Source organism: Sphingobium sp. B12D2B (genome assembly GCF_025961775.1).
In the GTDB taxonomy this organism is placed as follows: domain Bacteria; phylum Pseudomonadota; class Alphaproteobacteria; order Sphingomonadales; family Sphingomonadaceae; genus Sphingobium.
In genome coordinates this window covers 1,082,422-1,101,938 of record NZ_JAOQOH010000001.1, presented here as the reverse complement: position 1 = coordinate 1,101,938, position 19,517 = coordinate 1,082,422, and the positions used below count along the sequence as shown (strand labels likewise).

General features: G+C 63.3%; 16 protein-coding genes. 10 read left to right on the top strand and 6 right to left on the bottom strand.

Going from position 1 to position 19,517, the window contains the following annotated elements; genetic code table 11:
- Both M2335_RS05265 and M2335_RS05260 read left to right on the top strand, forming a co-directional pair.
- Nucleotides 1-759: an alpha/beta fold hydrolase gene (locus M2335_RS05265; protein WP_264594010.1), complete on the top strand. Its 759-nt coding sequence runs from the start codon at nt 1-3 to the stop codon at nt 757-759.
- An 8-nt stretch (nt 760-767) separates the two neighbouring features.
- On the top strand, nt 768-1,703 hold the full coding sequence (locus M2335_RS05260) for a hypothetical protein (protein WP_264594009.1): 936 nt from the start codon (nt 768-770) through the stop codon (nt 1,701-1,703).
- A gap of 19 nt (nt 1,704-1,722) precedes the next feature.
- Here M2335_RS05260 and M2335_RS05255 read toward each other — a convergent pair whose 3' ends face one another.
- The gene (locus M2335_RS05255) at nt 1,723-2,439 is read right to left on the bottom strand and encodes an SIMPL domain-containing protein (protein WP_264595361.1); all 717 of its coding nucleotides are present in this window, start codon (nt 2,437-2,439) and stop codon (nt 1,723-1,725) included.
- A 112-nt stretch (nt 2,440-2,551) separates the two neighbouring features.
- Between M2335_RS05255 and M2335_RS05250 the strand changes: the two genes are divergently transcribed.
- The 3 genes from M2335_RS05250 to M2335_RS05240 all read left to right on the top strand — a co-directional run bounded on the left by M2335_RS05250 (nt 2,552) and on the right by M2335_RS05240 (nt 4,260).
- Complete coding sequence (locus M2335_RS05250) at nt 2,552-2,986, top strand: VOC family protein (protein WP_264575161.1); 435 nt, start codon at nt 2,552-2,554, stop codon at nt 2,984-2,986.
- Nucleotides 2,980-3,711: a hydroxyacylglutathione hydrolase gene (gloB, locus tag M2335_RS05245; protein ID WP_264594008.1), complete on the top strand. Its 732-nt coding sequence runs from the start codon at nt 2,980-2,982 to the stop codon at nt 3,709-3,711. The genes M2335_RS05250 and gloB overlap by 7 nt, the downstream gene beginning before the upstream one ends.
- A gap of 135 nt (nt 3,712-3,846) precedes the next feature.
- Nucleotides 3,847-4,260 carry a DUF6491 family protein gene (locus M2335_RS05240; RefSeq protein ID WP_264594007.1) on the top strand — a complete coding sequence of 138 codons (414 nt, stop codon included), beginning with the start codon at nt 3,847-3,849 and terminating at the stop codon, nt 4,258-4,260.
- 15 nt (nt 4,261-4,275) lie between these two features.
- Here the strand turns inward: M2335_RS05240 and M2335_RS05235 are convergent, their stop codons facing one another.
- Complete coding sequence (locus M2335_RS05235) at nt 4,276-6,069, bottom strand: AMP-dependent synthetase/ligase (protein ID WP_264594006.1); 1,794 nt, start codon at nt 6,067-6,069, stop codon at nt 4,276-4,278.
- A gap of 219 nt (nt 6,070-6,288) precedes the next feature.
- Between M2335_RS05235 and ggt the strand changes: the two genes are divergently transcribed.
- Nucleotides 6,289-8,031, top strand: coding sequence for a gamma-glutamyltransferase (ggt, locus tag M2335_RS05230; protein WP_264594005.1), 1,743 nt, complete (start codon nt 6,289-6,291; stop codon nt 8,029-8,031).
- A gap of 66 nt (nt 8,032-8,097) precedes the next feature.
- Here ggt and M2335_RS05225 read toward each other — a convergent pair whose 3' ends face one another.
- From M2335_RS05225 to M2335_RS05210, 4 genes are all read right to left on the bottom strand, one after another.
- On the bottom strand, nt 8,098-9,825 hold the full coding sequence (locus M2335_RS05225; protein WP_264594004.1) for a hypothetical protein: 1,728 nt from the start codon (nt 9,823-9,825) through the stop codon (nt 8,098-8,100).
- Nucleotides 9,826-10,219: 394 nt separating this feature from the next.
- Nucleotides 10,220-11,593 carry a hypothetical protein gene (locus tag M2335_RS05220; protein WP_264571102.1) on the bottom strand — a complete coding sequence of 458 codons (1,374 nt, stop codon included), beginning with the start codon at nt 11,591-11,593 and terminating at the stop codon, nt 10,220-10,222.
- A gap of 95 nt (nt 11,594-11,688) precedes the next feature.
- Nucleotides 11,689-13,137 carry an undecaprenyl-phosphate glucose phosphotransferase gene (locus M2335_RS05215; protein WP_181560414.1) on the bottom strand — a complete coding sequence of 483 codons (1,449 nt, stop codon included), beginning with the start codon at nt 13,135-13,137 and terminating at the stop codon, nt 11,689-11,691.
- A gap of 24 nt (nt 13,138-13,161) precedes the next feature.
- On the bottom strand, nt 13,162-14,994 hold the full coding sequence (locus M2335_RS05210) for a tetratricopeptide repeat protein (protein ID WP_264594003.1): 1,833 nt from the start codon (nt 14,992-14,994) through the stop codon (nt 13,162-13,164).
- Here M2335_RS05210 and M2335_RS05205 point away from each other — a divergent pair.
- The 4 genes from M2335_RS05205 to M2335_RS05190 are packed head-to-tail and all read left to right on the top strand — an operon-like array spanning nt 14,993 to nt 19,111.
- Complete coding sequence (locus tag M2335_RS05205) at nt 14,993-15,583, top strand: polysaccharide biosynthesis/export family protein (protein ID WP_264594002.1); 591 nt, start codon at nt 14,993-14,995, stop codon at nt 15,581-15,583. The genes M2335_RS05210 and M2335_RS05205 overlap by 2 nt on opposite strands.
- On the top strand, nt 15,580-16,773 hold the full coding sequence (locus tag M2335_RS05200) for a hypothetical protein (RefSeq protein WP_264575154.1): 1,194 nt from the start codon (nt 15,580-15,582) through the stop codon (nt 16,771-16,773). The genes M2335_RS05205 and M2335_RS05200 overlap by 4 nt, the downstream gene beginning before the upstream one ends.
- Nucleotides 16,773-18,275, top strand: coding sequence for a GumC family protein (locus tag M2335_RS05195; RefSeq protein ID WP_181560417.1), 1,503 nt, complete (start codon nt 16,773-16,775; stop codon nt 18,273-18,275). Before M2335_RS05200 ends, M2335_RS05195 begins: the two co-directional genes overlap by 1 nt.
- Before the next feature lie 32 nt (nt 18,276-18,307).
- Complete coding sequence (locus M2335_RS05190) at nt 18,308-19,111, top strand: CpsD/CapB family tyrosine-protein kinase (protein ID WP_264571107.1); 804 nt, start codon at nt 18,308-18,310, stop codon at nt 19,109-19,111.
- Nucleotides 19,112-19,517: the final 406 nt, after the last annotated feature.

Here is a 19,517-nt window from a genome sequence, read left to right as displayed (position 1 = left end):
ATGACTGACGACACCACCAGCGCACCGCCCGCCTTCCTGCCTATCGCCGCGGGCCTGCGCCTCGCCTACCGCCACCGGCCCGGCACAGGGCCGACGATCGTCTTCCTCCCCGGCTACATGTCGGACATGATGGGCAGCAAGGCGCTTGCGCTGGATGACTGGGCCGCCGCCCAAGGCCGCGCCATGCTCCGTCTGGATTATGCCGGCTGCGGCGAAAGTGCAGGCCGGTTCGAGGACGGCACGCTCGCCAGCTGGCGCGACGATGCCCGCGTCGTGATCGATCATTGCGTCCCCGCCGGGCCGATCATCCTCGTCGGCTCATCCATGGGCGGCTGGCTGGCCCTGCTGCTCGCCCGCGATTTGGGCGCGCGCGTTACCGGCCTCGTCGGCATCGCCGCCGCGCCGGATTTTACCGATTGGGGCTTTGATGCCGCGCAAAAAGCAACCCTGCAGCGCGAGGGCAAGTTAGTCGAGCCCACCCCTTATGGCGATCAGCCCTATGTCACCACACGCGCCTTCTGGGAGTCGGGTGAGGCGCTGGGGCTGCTCGATGGAGAGATCGCGATCGATGGCCCGGTGCGGCTGCTGCAGGGCCAGGCCGATACCGACGTCCCGTGGGAGATCGCTGTGCGGATCGCCCAGCAGGTTCGTTCAGCCGATGTGCAGACGCTGCTCGTCAAGGATGGCGATCATCGCCTCTCGCGCCCGCAGGACATTGCCCTGCTGATCGCGACTGTCGCGCGCCTCGTGGAGTCCTGACCCTGCCTATGCTCGTTGCCGCCGCGCTTTCCCTCGCCCAACTCGCTCAGGCGAGCGTGCCCCAGCATGATCCCGAAATCGAGGCCCTGCTGCGGCGACGAGACGAGATGCGCCGCGCCGAGGCCGAGCAGCGAGAGCAGCGCCCCTGGATCGAGCAGGTGCCCACGGAACGCGCCGGTAATGACAGCACGGAACTGGCCGCCGTCGTCCCGCCCGCCATTGCGCCCCGCCTCGCCACCTGTCTGGAGCGCGCCAACGCAAACCCCTCCGAGGGCATTGCCGCTGCGGACGCCTGGGCAAAGGCCGATGGCGGCGCTTATGCCGCGCAGTGCCGGGGCTATGCGCTCGGGCAGGCCGGGCGCTGGAGCGACGCGGCAAAGGCTTTCGAGGATGGCGCGGCCTTCAAGGGCCTCGACGCGGTAACGCAGGCGCGATTATGGTCGCAGGCCGGCAATGCCGCGCTGATCGCGGGCGAAACGCCGCGCGCGCTGCGGGCGCTGGACGCGGCGCTCTTGCGCCCCCTGCCCAAGACGCTCGCGACCGGAGAAATCTATCTGGATCGCGCACGCGCCCGCGTGGGTGCCAACGATCTGCCCGGCGCCCGTACCGACCTCGATCAGGCGATCGTGCTGGGCGCCGCCGATCCGCTCGCATGGCTCCTCTCGGCCACGCTGGCCCGGCGCATGGACGACCTGCCCTTGGCTCGCCTGCATATCGAGGAAGCCGCCAGCCGCGCCCGCAACGATGCCGCCATTGCGCTGGAACAGGGCATCATTCTGGCGCTCTCAGGCAATGACGCCGGCGCCCGCGCTGCCTTCAGCCGCAGCAAGGAACTGGCTGCGCGCGATAGCGATATTGCCCGACAGGCCACCGATTATCTCGCCCAGCTGAACGGCGATCCGGCCCCCGCCGCTGCTACGACAGGGGCCGAAACCGGGCGATGAAGCGTGCGTGCGGCCGACCTCAATCGAGGTAGAAGTCCACCGTCGTCACGACCCGGACCTTCTTGAACGGCGTGTCGGCCGCGCCATAACCGCCGGACGTCTCGCCATCACGCGGCTCAATCGAGAAATAGCCCTGCGTCGCGCTCTTGATGCCGCCCACGCCGGTGCCGCTATCCTTGGCGAACTGTTCGGCAGAGGAGCGCGCATCCCTGGTCGCGGCGGCGACCATCTGGGGCTTGATATCGTTGAGCTTGGTGAAGCTGTAGCTCATCGCCGATCCTTCCTGCAGCGTCACGCCGCGCCGCACGAGATCGAACTGATTGGCTACCGCCTTTTGCGCCCGCTCGATGTCGGTCGTGCGCAACTGCATCCGCTGGGTGATCGTGATGTTAGGCACGCCATTGTTGATGAACTGATTGACCCCGGCACCGGTCGCGGTCAGCGCATTGTCCGGGAAGCCGAGGCTCTTGAAGTAGCCCCGCAGTTCGGCCGTATTGCCCTCGATATCGGCCCGCACGCTGGCAAGGTCGGTGCCGGTCGCGGCATAGGCGATGGTCCAGGTCGCAAGATCGGCGGTCACATTGCGCTCGGCAAGGCCCCGCACCGTCACGGATCGGTCAGCTGTGTGGGCACGCCGCAGGCCATCCCCAAGCAGGTAGCCACCGGTGATCATGCCGCCCGCAAGCACCACAGCACCTGCCAAAGCGACCCTATTCATGTCCTGCAGCCAAACCATTGTGCGCATTCCTCTCTTTTCCCGCGACCGCGAGACGCCTATTTGAGAGGTGACCAATCTCACTCTTGTGCTGAACCGTTGCTGACGCGGGACCAAAGGAAAGAGCTGCACCATGCCGAAATATCTCCACACCATGATCCGCGTGACGGACATCGACGCAACCTTGCGTTTCTTCGAGTTGCTCGGCCTCAAGGAAGTCCGTCGCTTCGATAATGACAAGGGCCGCTTCACGCTCGTCTTCGTCGCCGCACCGGGCGATGAGGATGCGCAGGTGGAACTGACCTACAACTGGCCGCCGGAAGACGGCAGCGCCGGCGAAAGCTATGGTGGCGGGCGCAATTTCGGCCACTTGGCTTACCGGGTCGAGAATATCTACGAGACCTGCCAGCGCCTCATGGACAATGGCGTGACCATCAACCGTCCGCCCCGGGACGGCCATATGGCATTCGTGCGCACGCCCGATGGCATTTCCATCGAGCTGCTGCAGGATGGCCATCTCGAGCCGGCCGAACCTTGGGCGTCGATGCCGAACACGGGTGAATGGTGAGCGCGCTCGAAATCCTTCGCGTTCCGGTTCTGTCGGACAATTATGTCTGGCTGGTTCATGACAAGCCGAGCGGGGAGACGCTGGTCGTCGACCCCTCAGTGGCCGAGCCGGTGCTGGCCGCTGCGCAGGCGCGCAGCTGGTCCATCACCCAGATCTGGAACACGCACTGGCATGGCGATCATATCGGCGGGAATGCGGGCATCGTGGCGGCGACCGGCGCCACCGTCACGGCGCCCGCCGCCGAACTCGCGAAAATCCCCAATGTCGATCTCCCGGCCCGCGAAGGCGACCGGGTACGGCTGGGCGATCACGAAGCGGTGGTGATGGAGGTGCCCGCACACACCGCCGGCCACATCGCCTATCACTTTGCCGACGACGCCATGATCTTCGTGGGGGATACGATGTTCGCCATGGGCTGCGGCCGGCTCTTCGAGGGCACGCCTGCGCAGATGTACGCCAATATGCGACGCTTCGAGGCCCTGCCCGACGACACCCAGGTCTATTGCGCGCACGAATATACGCTCTCCAACGGCAAGTTCGCCCTTCAGGCAGAACCGCAGAATGCGGCCATCGCGGATCGCCTCGCGCAGGTCGAAGCTGCCCGTGCGCGCCACGAGGCCACCGTTCCCACAACGATCGCGCTGGAACGCGCCACCAACCCCTTCATGCGCGCCCAAAGCGTGGAGGAACTGGCCGGCCGGCGCGCGGCCAAGGACAGGGGCTAGGCAATAGAGGCCACGCCGCTCCTTCCCTGCTTCCGCAACCAAGGGCCCGCACATTCGTATCCGTCATATAAGATGCGAGACAGCCGGAAATCTGCTAGTTTCGCGAGACAGACGGACGCGAGAGGAGCGGAGATGATGAACAGATTGTGTCTCTCATTGGCGGTCCTGCCGCTGGCCGCCTGCGCGACTGCGGGCCCTACTCCCGAACCAAGGCTCAGCGAACGCGAAACGCAGGAGCTGGAGCGCCTGCTGGAGGGCAAGACGGCGGGCGAGCCCGTCTCCTGCGTCACCTCGTTCGACAGCAGCCGCCTGCGGTCCATCGGCGATAACACGCTGGTCTATGTGGTCAGCAAGGATCAGCTCTATCTCAACCGCCTGCAGGGGAGCTGCACCGGCATCTCGCGCGGCGACACGCTGGTGATGAACCGCATGAGTTCATCGCAGTATTGCCGGGGCGACATCGCCCGCGTGGTGAACCTGCCCTCGGGCGCGATGACCGGCAGCTGTGCGCTGGGCGATTTCATTCCCTACCGCACGCCCGGCAAGTAACACGCCGGGCAGCCGTCACGCCTTGTAAAGCGCGTCCAGCCGCGCCTGATAGCGTGCGCGGATCACGTGGCGGCGGATTGATTGCTTGGGCGTCAGCATCTCGTTGTCGATCGTGAACGGCTCGTCCGCCAACGCAAAGCGCCGCACCTTCTCGATCACGGACAGATCGATATTGACGCGATCGACCGCGGCCCTGATCGCCCCGTGCAGCACCGGGTCCTCACGCAGCGCTGCAAGATCGGCTTGCTTGCCCTGCGCTTGTGCCCATGTCTTGAGCCAGTCCGGATCGGGCACAATCAGCGCCACGATGTGCGGGCGCCGGTCGCCATGCACCATCACCTGCCCGATTTCCGGCTGCAGGGTCAGCATGCCCTCCAGCTTTGCCGGTGCGACATTGTCGCCCTTGTCATTGACGATCAGGTCCTTCTTGCGGTCCGTGATCATCAACCGCCCGGCCTCATCGAACCGCCCGATATCGCCGGTGTGCAGCCAGCCATCCTGGATCGCCCGCGCGGTTTCCGCCGGGTTGTTCCAATAGCCCTTCATCACCAGCTCGCCGCGCACGAGGATTTCGCCATCCTCGGCAATGCGCACCTCGACATGCTTGAGCGGCGGCCCCACCGTGTCCATCCGCAGCCCTACCGAGGGGCGATTGCAGCTCACCACCGGTCCTGACTCCGTCTGGCCATAGCCTTGCAGCAAGGTGAGGCCGAACGACTGGAAAAAGGTGCCCACCTCCGGATTGAGCGGCGCACCGCCGGAAACGAGCGCCTTCATCCTGCCGCCGAACCGGGCCTGGATTTTAGGATTGATCGTCCGGTTGAGCACGGCCTCGAGTGGCTTGTCCCACAGGGGCAGCGTGCCGCTCCTTTCCGCCCGCTTGGCGCCCAGCCGCAGCGTCTGCTCCAGCAGCAGCGCGGGCACCTTGCCCTGCTTCTCCACCGCCTTTGTGACGCGGGTTTTCAGCAGCTCGAACAAGCGCGGCACGACCACCATGATGGTCGGTCGGGTTTCGGCAATATTGCTGGCCAGCTTTTCCAGGCTCTCGGCATAATAGATCTGCCCGCCCAACCCGATCGGCAGGAACTGCCCGCCCGAATGCTCATAGGCATGGCTGATCGGCAGGAACGAGAGGAACACCTCGTCGTCCCAGCCGAAATCACCGGCAATGATGTCGACACAGCCCTCCACATTGCAAAGGATCGCACCGTGATGCTGGATCACCCCGCGCGGCGCCCCGCCGGTTCCGCTGGTGTAGATCAGGCAGGCGATATCATCGCGCGTGGCCGTCTGCTCGGCGGCGCAGGCGACAGGATCGGCCGGATGCTCGGCGATGAGCGTCGCCCAGTCGCAGATCTGCACAGCCGAGTTCTGCATCGACTTGATCGGCTCGATGCTGATCGCGAATTCGATCCGCGAGCGCATAACGGCGGGCAGCAGGGCAGCGCCGATTTTCGCGGTCGAGAAGATCACCGCCCGCGCGCCGCTATTGCCGATGATGTGCTCATGATCGCGCGTGGTGTTGGTGGTGTAGGTGGGCACGGTGATGGCGCCCGCCGCCATGATCGCCAAATCGGCAATGCAGAATTCCGGTCGGTTCTCACAGACCAGCATCACCCGGTCGCCCGGCGCGACGCCCAGCGCCTTGAGCGCCTTTGCCATTGAAGCAACCCGGCGGGCGGTCTCCATCCAGCTGATCGGCTGCCATTGCTCGCCCTGCTTGGCCCACAGGAACGGCCGCTCGCCGCGCTCCATGGCGCGCGTGAAAAACATGGCGGTCAGGCTTGGAAAATATTCGAGGGCCTGCAAGCAACGCTCTCCTTGAACCGGCTGCTCCGACAGCGAGCGCCTTTACATCCCATATAGCGCGCCGTTGCGCGAGGGCCACCCTGCCCGCGCGCCCGATCGTGCATGGGCGGCAGCGCCGGCAAGATACGCACATCATCCCCTTGCTTCGGGATCGTGCGCGCCCCACTGTGCCGCGACTGCAGCGCAGCGTCATCGATTACAACCAAGCGGGCTTGCCATATGTTCCATTTCCGTGCCGCCATCGGCTTCCTTTCCGCGCTAGCCCTGACGGCCTGTGCGACGACTGCGCCGCCCCGCTCGAGCACAGCGCCGCGTCCTGCTTCGCCGGTAGCCCAGAATTTCGTCGTGGCGTCCAACCCGCTGGCAGCGGAAGCCGGCATGAAGATCCTGCGCCAGGGCGGCAGCGCTGTCGATGCGGCCATTGCCGTGCAGGCGATGCTCTCGCTTGTCGAACCCCAGAGCTCGGGCATGGGCGGCGGCGCATTCATGACCTTCTTCGATGGCGGCACAGGCAAGGTGGTCGTCTATGACGGCCGGGAAACCGCGCCCGCCGGTGCCACGCCGGACATGTTCCTCGGTGCCGATGGCAAGCCCATCCCCTTCCGCGACGCGCTGGTGAGCGGCCGGGCAACCGGCGTGCCGGGTGCGGTGCGGATGCTGGCCCTGGCTCATGACGAGCATGGCAGCCTGCCTTGGAAATCTCTCTTCGGCGATGCGGAGCGGACGGCACGCACCGGCTTCACCATCACGCCGCGCCTGGCCAAGTTCCTGGAAGGGAATTTTCCCCAGATGCAGGTGGCCGATGCGCGGCGTTATTTTTCTGCCCCGGACGGATCGATCAAGAAGGCCGGCGATCAGCTCGCCAATCCCGCTTATGCCGAATTTCTGCAACGGCTCGCTGCGCAAGGGCCATCCGCGCTCTATGCCGGCGATACCGCGCAACGGATCGTGACGCGCGTTGCCGCCGGGCCGCTAAGCAGCAGCATGACACTGGCTGATCTGGCGGCCTACCGTCCGATCAAGCGTGAGGCCGTGTGCCATCCGTACCGGGTCTATGTCGTCTGCGTACCGCCGCCGCCATCCAGCGGCGTCGCCTTCCTGCAATTGCTCTCCCTGTTGGAACGCACCGACATCGACAAGCGCGGGCCAGCCGACCCGCAGGCATGGTTCCTGTTCGCCGAGGCAAGCCGGCTGATGTACGCCGATCGCGACCGTTATGTCGGCGATCCGGCGTTCACTGCCGTTCCCGTCGCCGGGCTCCTCGATAGCGCCTATGTCGACAGCCGGGCAAAGCTGATCGGCGCTACCGCGGGACCGCCACCCTCGGCCGGCGTGCCGCCCGGCGCGCAGATCGCCGGCATCGACGACACCCATGAGCCTGGCGGCACCTCCCATTTCATCGTGGGCGACGCGCGCGGCAATGTCGTGTCGATCACGACGACCGTCGAATCCATCTTCGGCACAGGCCGCATGGTCGATGGCTTCTTTCTCAATAATCAGCTGACCGATTTTTCCTTCACGCCGCAGGATGCGGACGGAAGGCCGGCAGCCAACGCCGTCGCACCCGGCAAGCGCCCGCGCTCCTCGATGATCCCGCTGGTGATGGTTGATCGCGCGGGCCACTTCGCAGGCGCCATCGGTTCAGCTGGCGGCAACGCCATTCTCGCTTATGTCGGCAAGTCGCTGGTCGCTGCAGTGGATTGGGGTCTCCCCATGCAGGAAGCCCTCGCCCTCCCCAACCTCATCGCGCGCGGCTCTGCCTTTCAGGGTGAAGTGAGCAAGTTCTCGCCGGAGACGCTGGCAGGCCTGAAGGCCCGCGGCATCGACCTGCGACCCGGACAAGGCGAAGACAGCGGTGTTCACGCCGTCATCATCCGCAATGGCGTGGTTGACGGCGGCTATGACCCACGCAGAGAGGGCCGCGTTCTCGTTGAGGCCGCGATCCCGCAAGTTGACCGGTAAAGTTAATCCGTCAGACAAAAGAACGGGCCGCGCTCAGCGCGACCCGTCCCATCCAATCTATCCTGATCAGCGTGTGATGTAGGACTGGCGGAACAGCTCTACGGCTCTTTCCTTATTCGCCTCACTCAAAGGCTGACCCACATAATCCCGCTGGCCCCAGCTCCCCCATTGGCTGCCGCCTCCATAATCCGCGAACATCACCATGAGGTCTCCGACCTCGTCACGCCATTTGGTGAGATAGGTCGTGTAGAGCTTGGTCATGCGCGCGTCCCGTTGCAGGGCGATCATTTTGTCCAGCGGCGCCGATCCCAGCACGTGCTGGCCCGCCTCATAAGTGATCGTTCGCAAACCGAATTTGGTAGCAACGTCCTTGACCTTCTTGGATTCGGCGATGCGGTCGTTCACATCATTGGCCAGACCGGCAAAGGCAGCATCGACACCTGCCGAGGTATCAAGCGCATTCGCAGACAGGTTCGCTGCAAAATAAGGCGCGATGGCAACAGCATCCACCTTCTTTGCAGTGTCGCCGAAACTTAGAACAAAGTCCGCATTCCAGGCGCCCGTCTGAACTGCCGCAACACGAACGATCCGTTGCATCTGGCCGGCAAAAACGGAGGACCAGATGTCCATCACTTGTCCAGTCTTCTGCGAATAACGAGACAGCATCGCCATATGGTCGTTCGAGGAGAGACCGGCCGCCTTACCTTCTTTCAAAGCCTGCGTCGTCACGGGATAAACGTAATTCCAGACCTCGTTGGATACCTCAACATAGGCTTTGAGAGACGGGTCCAACCGTGTGCGCACGAGTTCCGCGAACTTGCGCACATACTCGTCGTCGGCATTCCAGGGAACGCAGAACCAAGGATCGGCCTTTAATTCATTGGCCAACTGGATCATATATTCCAGCGCCACGCCGTCCGGACCGGCAACGATTTCGTCGCCCTGCTTTGCTCGGGTCTCCCAACGCACGGGAAGATTGCCCTCGACGCCCCCGTAGGACCATTTCATGAACCGCAGGACGCCGTAGCGCTTCACCTCGGCAAGATAAGTCGGGTCGAACGTCGCATTCGGATCGGCGTCGACTTCACGACAGTCTGCGTTCCGAACAGGATCCGACGGGCTTGTACTTGCGATACGAAGCCAGGCTGAAGCTCCGCCCTGAGGCACGAATGTGAATGTCAAAGTTTTTCCCGATACTCGGGAATTCTTTGCAGGCGTACCGCCGACACCGACGCTTCCCGTACCCTGCCACCGACAGATGATATCGACACTCTCACCCCACAGGCTGCGCGTAGGCAGAGCCATTTGGCGAATGCCCGATTCACCCGGTCGCAGATCGATGAGCCGTTTGTTGGCGTCCAGACGGTCCTCGGGCATGTCAGACCATCCGCCCTGCGCATTGCTGAGACGCCAACCGCTTAGAAGGTTCAGGAAAGACCTGTTTCCCATCCATGTGGTGGGAGCGGTCAGGTTCAATCCGAGCTTCATGGCCGGCACGCCAGTCGCTGCCGACCCGCTTCCAACAGTGGTCGCGGAACCCGGTGTGGAAATCGTCGTCGTGGAAGAGCCCGACGGCTTGGTACCCGAGGACGTCGACGGGAGTGACGCAAGGGTCAGAACCGAGAGAACATCGGCCCATTTCACCAGATTGAGGCCTTTCAGCTTGATTGACGCCGTATAGAGAAGAAACGCGCTGGCCGTGCTAGCAGCCACTGCCGCCGTGCCCATCATCACTGTCGAACTCAGTGCCATCGCACCGATCAACCTGAGTTTCGTCTTACGCACCCGGTTCATACGCTTCAATTTCCTGCCAACCCCGTAGGGATTCATTGCGTCCCGAAGCGAACCTAGGAGAGAGCCAAAAAGCTTCGATTGCCAAGTGTGGTTAATTTCGCCTTAGGCAATCAGACGCATGCGAATGGACACCACCGCACGCACCCGATTTCTGACGTTCTAGAACTCCCCAAATCGCTTATGAAACTGCCGCGACAAACACTGGCGTACAACCCCGAAAGCTGCCGCCGGTGGCGAAAATGCGACTGAATTCACTTGCGCTACCGGAGTGGCCCGTAGGAGAACACGTAGACCAGAAAACCCGTGGATAGGGCCAAAACGACCAATAGGAATGCCGCAGCTCCTAAGCAACTCAGCCACGAGATCGACCGCCGTCCATCTTCTGGAGGGTTGTTCATCTGCTATCTCCATCCAGTTTGGGCTGATTCACTTTAATCTTCGAATTCATCACGGCACACAACGCTCCAGCGATCAGCCACGTCACGGGTCCTAGAGAAGAGTTAGGGATCAAATCCAGTAGGTTGAACATATGTACAGCAGCGAGTGTAAGTGTAGCTGTGGGTGTCTTGAACCGGCGAAACCGCAAAATCCGCCAGAATGGGTAGGTGAGCAAACCGAAAAAGAAGAAATAGCCGACCCAGCCCAGCATGCCGATCACAATGATCCAAGTGCCATCTGTGACAGAAATATCCACCGTCCCACCCCAGTGCGTGACCACAATCACGCGGTTCCGGCCGAAAGTCCCCCAGCCAAAGAGCGGCTTTTGCTGCGCCCTAGTGAGCAGAATCTCTTCATTGCGTAAACGGAAGTCGAGAGACTCTGCGCGATCGGGGCTGACCGAGCGAATCGTTTGCACGACGTCCTGCAAGGGAATAAGGCCGCTGCCGCGCAGGGCGGGATAAGTCACGACCATCAGGGCCAGTCCGGCCATGATCGTGAGGTATAGGCGGGGGCGCAGGAACAGCAGTAACGGCGCCAGGAGCAGAACGAGCAGCATCGCACCGAGTGACTTGTTCAGAACGAGGACGACGGCAAGGAAGACCACGATCAAGCTCATCGGCAGGCCGAAGAGGGCGACTCGCATCTTCCCCAGTCCGATCGCCGCGAGAAGTGCCATCGCCAGGAAAGCTGAAACCAGCAAACCGTGCCCAAGGAACACCATCGAGCGAAAGCCACCGAACCGCATCTGTTGCAGGAAATATTCGGCGTCTTCGATGCCATAGACCCATCGCTGCAAAAACGGACTGAGCCTGACTTCGAGCATGATGGGGATAGAATAGGCCAGCGCGCCGATCACCAGCGCAAGCAGGATCTGCCGATGGCCACGCTCATTACCGAGCAGACCGGCGCCGAGCACGAAGGGCGCCAGCGTGATCACGTGGCCGACCGACATGGACAGGCCTTCTCTGAAACCGAGTGCCGGGAAGGCCATGCTCCCGATCATGTAAAAATCGCGGTTGGTCAGAGCCGTGGCAAAGGGCGTGAGAACAAAGCCCAACATCAGCAGGTTCAGCGCCTTGCTGCGCGGCCACTTGAACTCACCCCGCCGCGAGGTGGCTAGCGCGAGCACGAAAGCTGCGAGGCTTGGGATGGTGGACTTGTCGAAGGCCGGGATGCCCGGAAGGTCGAACGCAACCCCGCGCGGCAGCAGCAGATAGCCCGCGAGCAACGTCCAGATCGTTGCCCGTCCGGCCGACATGGTCATGTAAAGGACCAGAGCCACCAACGGCCAGAGGATGAGAACGCCCTGTGCGATCAACGCCTGCATCGCTTCACCCCCTCCGCGCGATGCAGTTGAGCCCACTCATCAGCGCGCCGCCCATGGCAGCCCGCTCGAACGACCCTTCAGCCTGGCGGACAGCCTCAGTAGGCATGCTTGTCCCAGATCAGGCGCACGACAGTCTCGAGGATGATCCGCAGATCAAGCAAGGGCGACCAGTTCTCGATATAATAGATGTCATATTCGACACGTTTCTTGGCTCTCTCGATCGTATCGATCTCCCCGCGCAAGCCCCTAACCTGCGCGAGGCCGGTGATCCCGGGCTTCACGCGATGCCGCGCAGCATATCCCCGAACCGCGTCGTGATAATAGGCATCGCCGACGCGCATCGCCAAGGCGTGGGGCCGCGGCCCCACGAGAGACATCTCACCCCTGAGCACATTCCATAACTGCGGCAGCTCGTCGATGCTGGTGCGACGAATGATGCGCCCCACCCGGGTGATCCGCGGATCGCCCTTGCGCGTCCGTTCGCCGCCGCTGACATCCTGACGATCGGTATACATCGACCGGAACTTGAGAACCTCGATTTCCAGATTGTTGAAGCCGAGGCGCTTCTGGCGGAACAGGATCGGCCCCTTGCTCTCCAGCCGGATGGCGAGCGCGGTGAGGATGAGCAGCGGCGCCAGAACGATCACGCCGATGAGCGCAAGAAGGCGATCCTGGATCTCCTTCAGAACACCGTCGAAGTCTCGCATCGGCAGTTGCCACACGCTGAGCACCGGCAGGGAGCCGATATAATTGACGCTGTACCGATCCCGCAGCACCAGGAACTCGCGCGGCATGATGCAAATGTCGATCGCGCCGGCACTGAGCTGCTCGATGATCTGGTTGAGGCGCTCCTGTCGCACCAGCGGTAGCGCCACGATCACCTGGTCCAGCATCCCCTGCTGCGCGAGGCCCAGCATCTCGTCAAACCCGCCGAGATACGGAAACCGCCCGATCATACCCGTCTCGACCCGAGAGCGCCGGTCGTCCGCAAAACCAACGATGTTGATATGGGGCAGCCGCTCGATCTCCAGCAGTTCCAGCAGCCGGCTCGTCACCTCCCGGTCCGCGCCATAGATCGCCACGCGCTGTCCGATAATCTTGTGCTTCATCGCCACGCGAACGAGCTGCCGGAACAGCAGGCGCGAAAACACCAGAAAGATAAGGCAGACCAGCGAGAATACGAGCGCGAAGCGGAGCGACAGATCGCCGCCTTTGCCAAACTGGACGAGGATGAATCCGGTCAGCGTCAAAGCCACGAGGAAGTCGAGGAATGTGCTGCCGCCAAGATCATCGCCCTGCCCCCGGAAGCCGGAATAGGCGTCCCGGGAAATCCGGATCAGGAAAAAGTTGATCGCCATGACGACCACGACGGTCGAATGCAGGCGCGCGTCCAGATAGTAGCCTAGGAAACTGCGGTAAAAGGCGACCGTGATCAGATAGGACAGCAAGAAGCACAGGCTATCATTGATGATACCGCCCGAGCGCAGCACGTTGGAGGTGAAGCGGACATATTTGTTACGCGCAGGACGCTGAAAGCTGATCATGGTTCGCCGAATTACAAAACGGTGTCAAAAGCGACCAAACAGGCCGCGATCGGCCGGTTTGCCTGGGGGATCATCCACGAGATAGGCTGTCCGGGCATTGTCCAATCCATTCTGAGCCACGCTCGCGCAGGTCCCATCTTGTATGGCCGCGCATTGCGCCACGAGCAGGCTCCACGCCTTTTCCGACGACGGCAAAGCCCGGGCAAAATTGCGCGCGACCGACATACTCCGCGCCCTATCCCCCGAGTCATGAAGATATTGCATATAAGATTGCACCAGAGGAAAATTCTGGGGAATCTGCTTCAAGCCCTCTTCGTAGATCTGGCGGGCACGCCAGTTCTCGCCGCGTGCCCGATAAAGCTGCGCCACGGCCTGATAGGCGTCGGGATTGCGCGGATCGTTCGCCAGCGCCAGCTGCGCCGCTTCCAGCGCAGCGCGTGCGTCGCCTCTTTTCGCGGCATAGTGCGCGCGCAACAGCAGCGCGTCGACATTCTCGGGATCCTGCTTGAGCAGCGATTCGACCTGCCCCTCGACTCCCTGATCCTTACCGGTTTCCATGAGCAGCCGCAGCTTGAGCGGTGCGATCAACTCCTTGGCGCGCCCATCCGGCACGGAATTCAAAAGCAGATTGGCCGTCTCGCGATTTCCGCGCGCGAGCAGATAGCGCGAAACCGTCAGGACGGCGAGCGGGTCACGCCAATCCGTCGGCCCGCGCGCGACGTCGGGCGATAGCGGCGTGGGGTCGAACTCCCACCAGATGCGGGTGAGAACCTCATAATCGGACGGCTCTCGCAAACCCTCGCGGAGCAGCGCCAGGCTGGCCTCGCGGGCCTGCGGCAGCCGGCCCATCTTGTAGAGCAGGTTGATGCGGTCCAGCTTCATGGCCGTCCCGGCATTCCCGGTGGCGACCAGCCGGCCCAGCGCCTCAGCCATCGGCTCGGGCTTGCCCAGATAGCGGTACAGATTGACCTTATTGGTCAACAGCGCCGAGGAATCGCCGGAGACACGCAACGCGTTGTCGATCAGGGCGATGGCCTCTTCCGCCTGCCCGCGCCGCGCCAGCACTCGCGCCTTCACGATAACACCGGCTTCGTCCGTCGCCGAGCGCGCCAGAATCCGGTCCGCATAGGACATCGCATCGTCCAGCTGCTCGCGGGCCAGGGCGATCATGCCTTTCGTCTGCAGCGCGGGCATGGCATCGGGTTCCAGTGTCAACAATCGGTCCGCTGCCGCTTCGGCATCCGCAATCTGCCCCAGCTGAACACCGAGATTCGCCACATAAGCCAGGGCCAGGCGGTTGGTGGCATCGAACTCCAGCGCTCTTTGGAACGCCCGATAGGCCCCCGCAGGATCGCCCGACTGCAAGGCAATCATGCCTGCCAATTGCTGGAAATTGGGCCCATCTTCCCGCAGACGGATCGCCTCGCCAATCGCCCGCTGGGCACCGGCGAGGTCGCCCGCCTGCAGCAGTGCTTCGGCCGCCTGTGCCCGCTCGGCGGCCTGCTCGCTCGGGCTCTTGCAGCCGCCCAAGGCCGCGAGGATAAGCAAAGCTGCCAAAGCGTTCGACGATGGGCCTCTGCCCGAGGCCTTCGACATTCTACCGCCGAACCGGGCGGCGCTGCCATGAGCGAAAGTCAGCCTGCCAAACCCAGTCATATCGCCCTGTCGTGAATATCGCCCAACCCGCGTCGCGTTACAGGGCTTAACCCCAGCAAGCAACGAAAGTAACCATTGCCCCCACATCATTAACCCAGCTTTTACGTAGTGACGGCATAGGGTTTTGGTATATGAAGCCTGCATTCCCGGCCAAGTAGAAGGATCCTCAACCGTGCGGTTTCCCGTAATTTCATGGTCCATGGCGGGCCTTCTTACCGCCGTCGCAACGCTGCCAGCGATGGCGCAGCAGAACGCCGCTGCGGCAGGCGGTGCATCCAATCAGGTCGCCCGGCCCTATACAATTAACCCCGGCGACCAGATCGAGGTTTATGTGTGGGGCGAGGAGCGTCTGCAGCGCTCGATCCGCGTGCTGCCGGATGGCAGCTTCTCCTTCCCGCTGGTCGGCCGCATCGTCGCGCAGGGCATGCTGCCCGAGCAGGTCCAGACTGCGATCTCGAACGGACTCGCCAGCCAATATCGCGGCGAGCCCCCGCAGGTGACCGTCTCGGTCGAAACGCCCTCGGGCTTCACCTTCTCGGTGGTGGGCCGGGTCCGCGGCCCCAGCTCGTTCACCCCGGGTCGCTATGTGAACCTAGTCGAGGCCATCGCCATGGCCGGTGGACCGGACGAGTTCGCCAATCTCGATAACGTCACCATCATCCGCAAGAACGGCAATGAGCTGTCCGCGCTGCGCTTCCGGCTCGGCGGCGCGATGAAGGGCAATCTTTCCGAAGAGGCCGCCCGCGCCATTCCCCAGATCCAGACCGGCGACACGGTGATCGTTCCATGAATAAGACGAAGCTGATCGGCTCGGCAGCCATCGCCGCCCTCATGCTCGGCAGCGCCGCGCAGGCTGACACCCGCATTGGCGCAGATCTCGGCGTCACCGGCGGTGTCGCCAGCAATCCCTATGGCACGGTGGGCGGCGATAGCGCCGCTGCCACGCTGGCCGGCAGCTTCGCTCCCACCGTCACGATCAATTCGCCGACGGGCACGACCCAGTTGCGCGGATCAGTGACGCATACGGAATATTCGCGGCTCTACGACGGCACCACCGATTACGGCCTTTCCGGCAACATCAGCCGCCAGATCAGCCCGTTGACCTCGCTGACTGCAGGTCTTTCCTACTCCAGCTATGTGCGCAACGGCCTGTACCCGGTCTACGATCCGATCGTGGGCGGGCCGGTCGATCCTGGCGCCCCGATCATCGTCGATCCGAGCGGCAGCGTGAACTATCGCCAGCGGTCCGACGTGTTCTCCGGCCAGCTTGGCTTCGGCTTCACCCTCTCGCCCCGCGACACGCTCAACGTGTCGGCAAACGGCACGCGCGTGCGGTTCCCGGACAATATGGGCCTTTCCAAGGAATATGACACGTACGGCGGCGGCCTGACCTATATGCGCGCAATCGGCGCAAACACCTCTGTGGGCGTGGGCTTCAATGCAGCTCGCAGCGATTATCTCGATCCCGCCTTCGGCAAGACGACCCAATATACGCCGACCGCACAGCTCAACACGCGGCTGGCGCCCCGGCTGAGCCTGAAACTCGCGGCGGGCTTGACCTTCAGCGAGACGCAATTCCCCGCCGTGTCGATCAACAACACGTCCTTCTACGCCTCGGCCGATCTGTGCCGTGAAGGGGATCGCACGAGTTTCTGCCTCACGGGCTCGCACGGGGTTTCCCCTTCGTCGATCGCCGGCTCCTCGCGAGTCACGGCCATCGGCGCGCTGTATAATTACAAGATCGATCAGCGTAGCAGCTTCAACGCCAGCGCCTCTTATTCCCGGTCGAGCAGCCTTGTGGGAACCGGCGGCAATGATAGCGATTATGCGCGGGCGAGCGTCGGTTACGAGCGTTTGCTGCGTCCTCGGCTGTCTGCTGTCATTTCGGTAACCTATAGTGACACATATAGCTCGCTCGTCTCACGCAACGCAAACATCCACGGACTCGTTGGATTGCGGTACAGGCTCGGTCAGAACTGATGAACAACGTCCACGCCAATTACGACACGGCTGAGGAGTCCGGCGGGGCGTCGTTCCTGCCGCATATCCCGACCATTCTGATGCAGCGCAAATGGCTGGTCATCGTGCCGGCCCTCCTGCTGCTCCTGGCCGGCATCGCTACGGCGTTCCTTCTGCCGGTGCAGTACCAGTCCAAGGCGGTTCTGCTGGTCGAGGCCTCGCTTCTTCCCGAGGATGTGGCTGGCGATCCCCGCAGCGCCGACGGCACGAGCGTCGTCGACCAGCGCATGGCGCGCATTCGCCAGCAGGTCCTCAGTCGTCCGCAGCTGGTGGAACTCATCCAGAGGAACGGGCTGTACCAGACTGAGTTGCGGACCCAGTCGCTCTCCGAAGTCATCACCACGATGCGCGAAGCGATTGCTATCGAGCCGGTCACAGCGGACATTCAGGCCGCCAATGGCGGGCGCCGCAGCACCATCGCCTTCTCGATGAGCTTCAACTATTCCGACCCGGTGAAGGCGCAGGCCGTCGCGCAGGCGCTGACCGACCAGGTGCTGCAGCTGGACGCCAGCACCTCGGCCGCGCAGTCGGTGAACACCATTCAGTTCCTCACCGACCAGCAAGCCGATCTGCAAACGCAGATCGCCGCGCTGGACAAGCAGATCGCCGACATCCAGCTGAAGAACGGCCTGACGCTGGCCAGCAGCACCATGGCGACGACCGGCGGCGGCACCATCGGCATAGACAGCCGCATCGCCGCGCTCCAGTCCGCTAATGCGCAATTGCAGGCGCAGCGTGAACTCACGCAGAGCGCGGCCGACCGCGATCCAGTGATCGCCGAAGCGGAAGCCGCTGTGGCCACCGCCCGGGCGCGTTACACCGAGCAGCATCCGGACGTGGTTCTGGCCAAGCAGCGGCTCGCCGAGGCGCGGGAGCTGGCGAAATCCAATCAGTCGCGCATTCCTACTTCCGCTATTTCCGCGCAGATCGCCGCCAATAATCGCGAGATTTCCCGCCTTGAAACGGCGCGTGCCGCCGAAGAAGGCCGCAGCGCCTCCATTCTGAGCGCCCAGATCCGCGCGCCGGTGGTGCAGCAGGAACTGGCGCAGCTGCAGCAGCGCATGACGGGCCTCAACGAGCAATATCAGAAGGTCTCCAACCAGCTGATGAACGCCAAGGCGGGCAAGCGTGCCGAGGACGAGCAGCAGGGCGAGCGTCTTTCCGTGATCGACCCGCCGGTGGTGCCGGACGATCCCTATTCGCCCAATCGCCCGAAGATCATCCTGCTCGGCGCCTTCGCAGGCCTGGGTCTCGGCTTTGGCCTGATCTTCCTGATCGAAATGCTCACGCGGCCGATCCGTGGCGCTGACGCCGTCCTGCAAGCGACCGGTGCGTTGCCGCTGGTGGTCATTCCCACGATCATGTCGCGGGCCGAGCAGCAGCAGCGCGGTTTGAAGCGCCTGTGGCCCTTTGGCGGGCGCAAGGGCCGCACGAAGCCCGATGACGATGATGACGACGACTGATCCGCGCGCACTGTATCCAAGGAGTTTGAGCATTGTCTGATCAGCTTGCGCCATCGGCCCTGCAGGGCGCGCCTTTCCGCATTCCCGCGCCCAATGAGACGGCGCTGTTTACACCCGACCCGAAGCTTCTCGAAGCCCAACATGTCGTGGCGTTCAGCAACCGGCACCTCGCCTCCCGTCCGTTCAGCCTGCTGCGTTCGCAGGTGGTCAAGCGGATGGCAGCCGGCGGCCACCGGATCATTGGGGTCACTTCCCCGGCGCCCGGTGCCGGCAAGTCGTTCCTGACCGCCAATCTCGCCGCCACGCTCAGCCGCCTGCCCGGCAAGCAGGTCCTGGTGTTCGACCTCGACATTCGCCGGGCCTCGCTCGCGCAGAATTTCGGTCTGGTCGGCGAAGTCGGCCTGGAGCGCTTCCTCGCCGGTGAAACGGACGATCTGCGCAAGATCGGCCGCCATGTCGAAGGCACCAACCTGACGCTCTATCCCTGCTATTCGAACGATCTCGACAGTATGCCGCTGCTCGCCGGCGACCGCTTCGACCGGTTCGTCAAAGCCCTGCGCACGCTGGATGACGATACGATCATCCTCTTCGACATGCCACCCGTCTTCGCCAATGACGACGCCATGGTGATCGCCGGCCATGTCGATGCCTATCTGATGGTGATCGAACAGGGCCGGACCAACCAGAAGCAGGTCACCGATTCGATCCGCCTGCTCGACCCCGCCGAATGCCTCGGTTCCGTCCTCAACCGCTACGATGGCGGCGTGACCGACCCCTATGGCTATTCCTACGGCGGTTACGGCAAATATACGGATTACTTCAGCAAGGAAGACTGAACGGCGAGGCAGGTTCACGCATCCCGCGCTGCCTGACTGGTCGCACTGGAAGGACTGTCCTCGCTAAAGGGGCTAGAGTGCCCCCAGTTCCCCACCGTCACCCCGGGCTTGACCCGGGGTCCAGCTTCCTAATGCTCAATTACATTCCGGCGCTCGAATGCACGGTTTGGTTGAAACTCCCTCCCCCGCAAGAAGCCTAGCGGGGCCCGGGTCAAGCCCGGGGTGACGAGGGTGGCGGGCCGGCTCGTCGGACGTCAGACCGATGTCATGAGTTCGATCAAAAGCCGCGACGGCGCTGCATTCCAAACCCTCTCCCCCTGAGGGAGAGGGATGCGCAGACTTGGCAGCGTGCTGCCTGGTCGAAGTGGGAGAGGGGTCAGCGACCCGAAGGATCGCGCGGACCAGA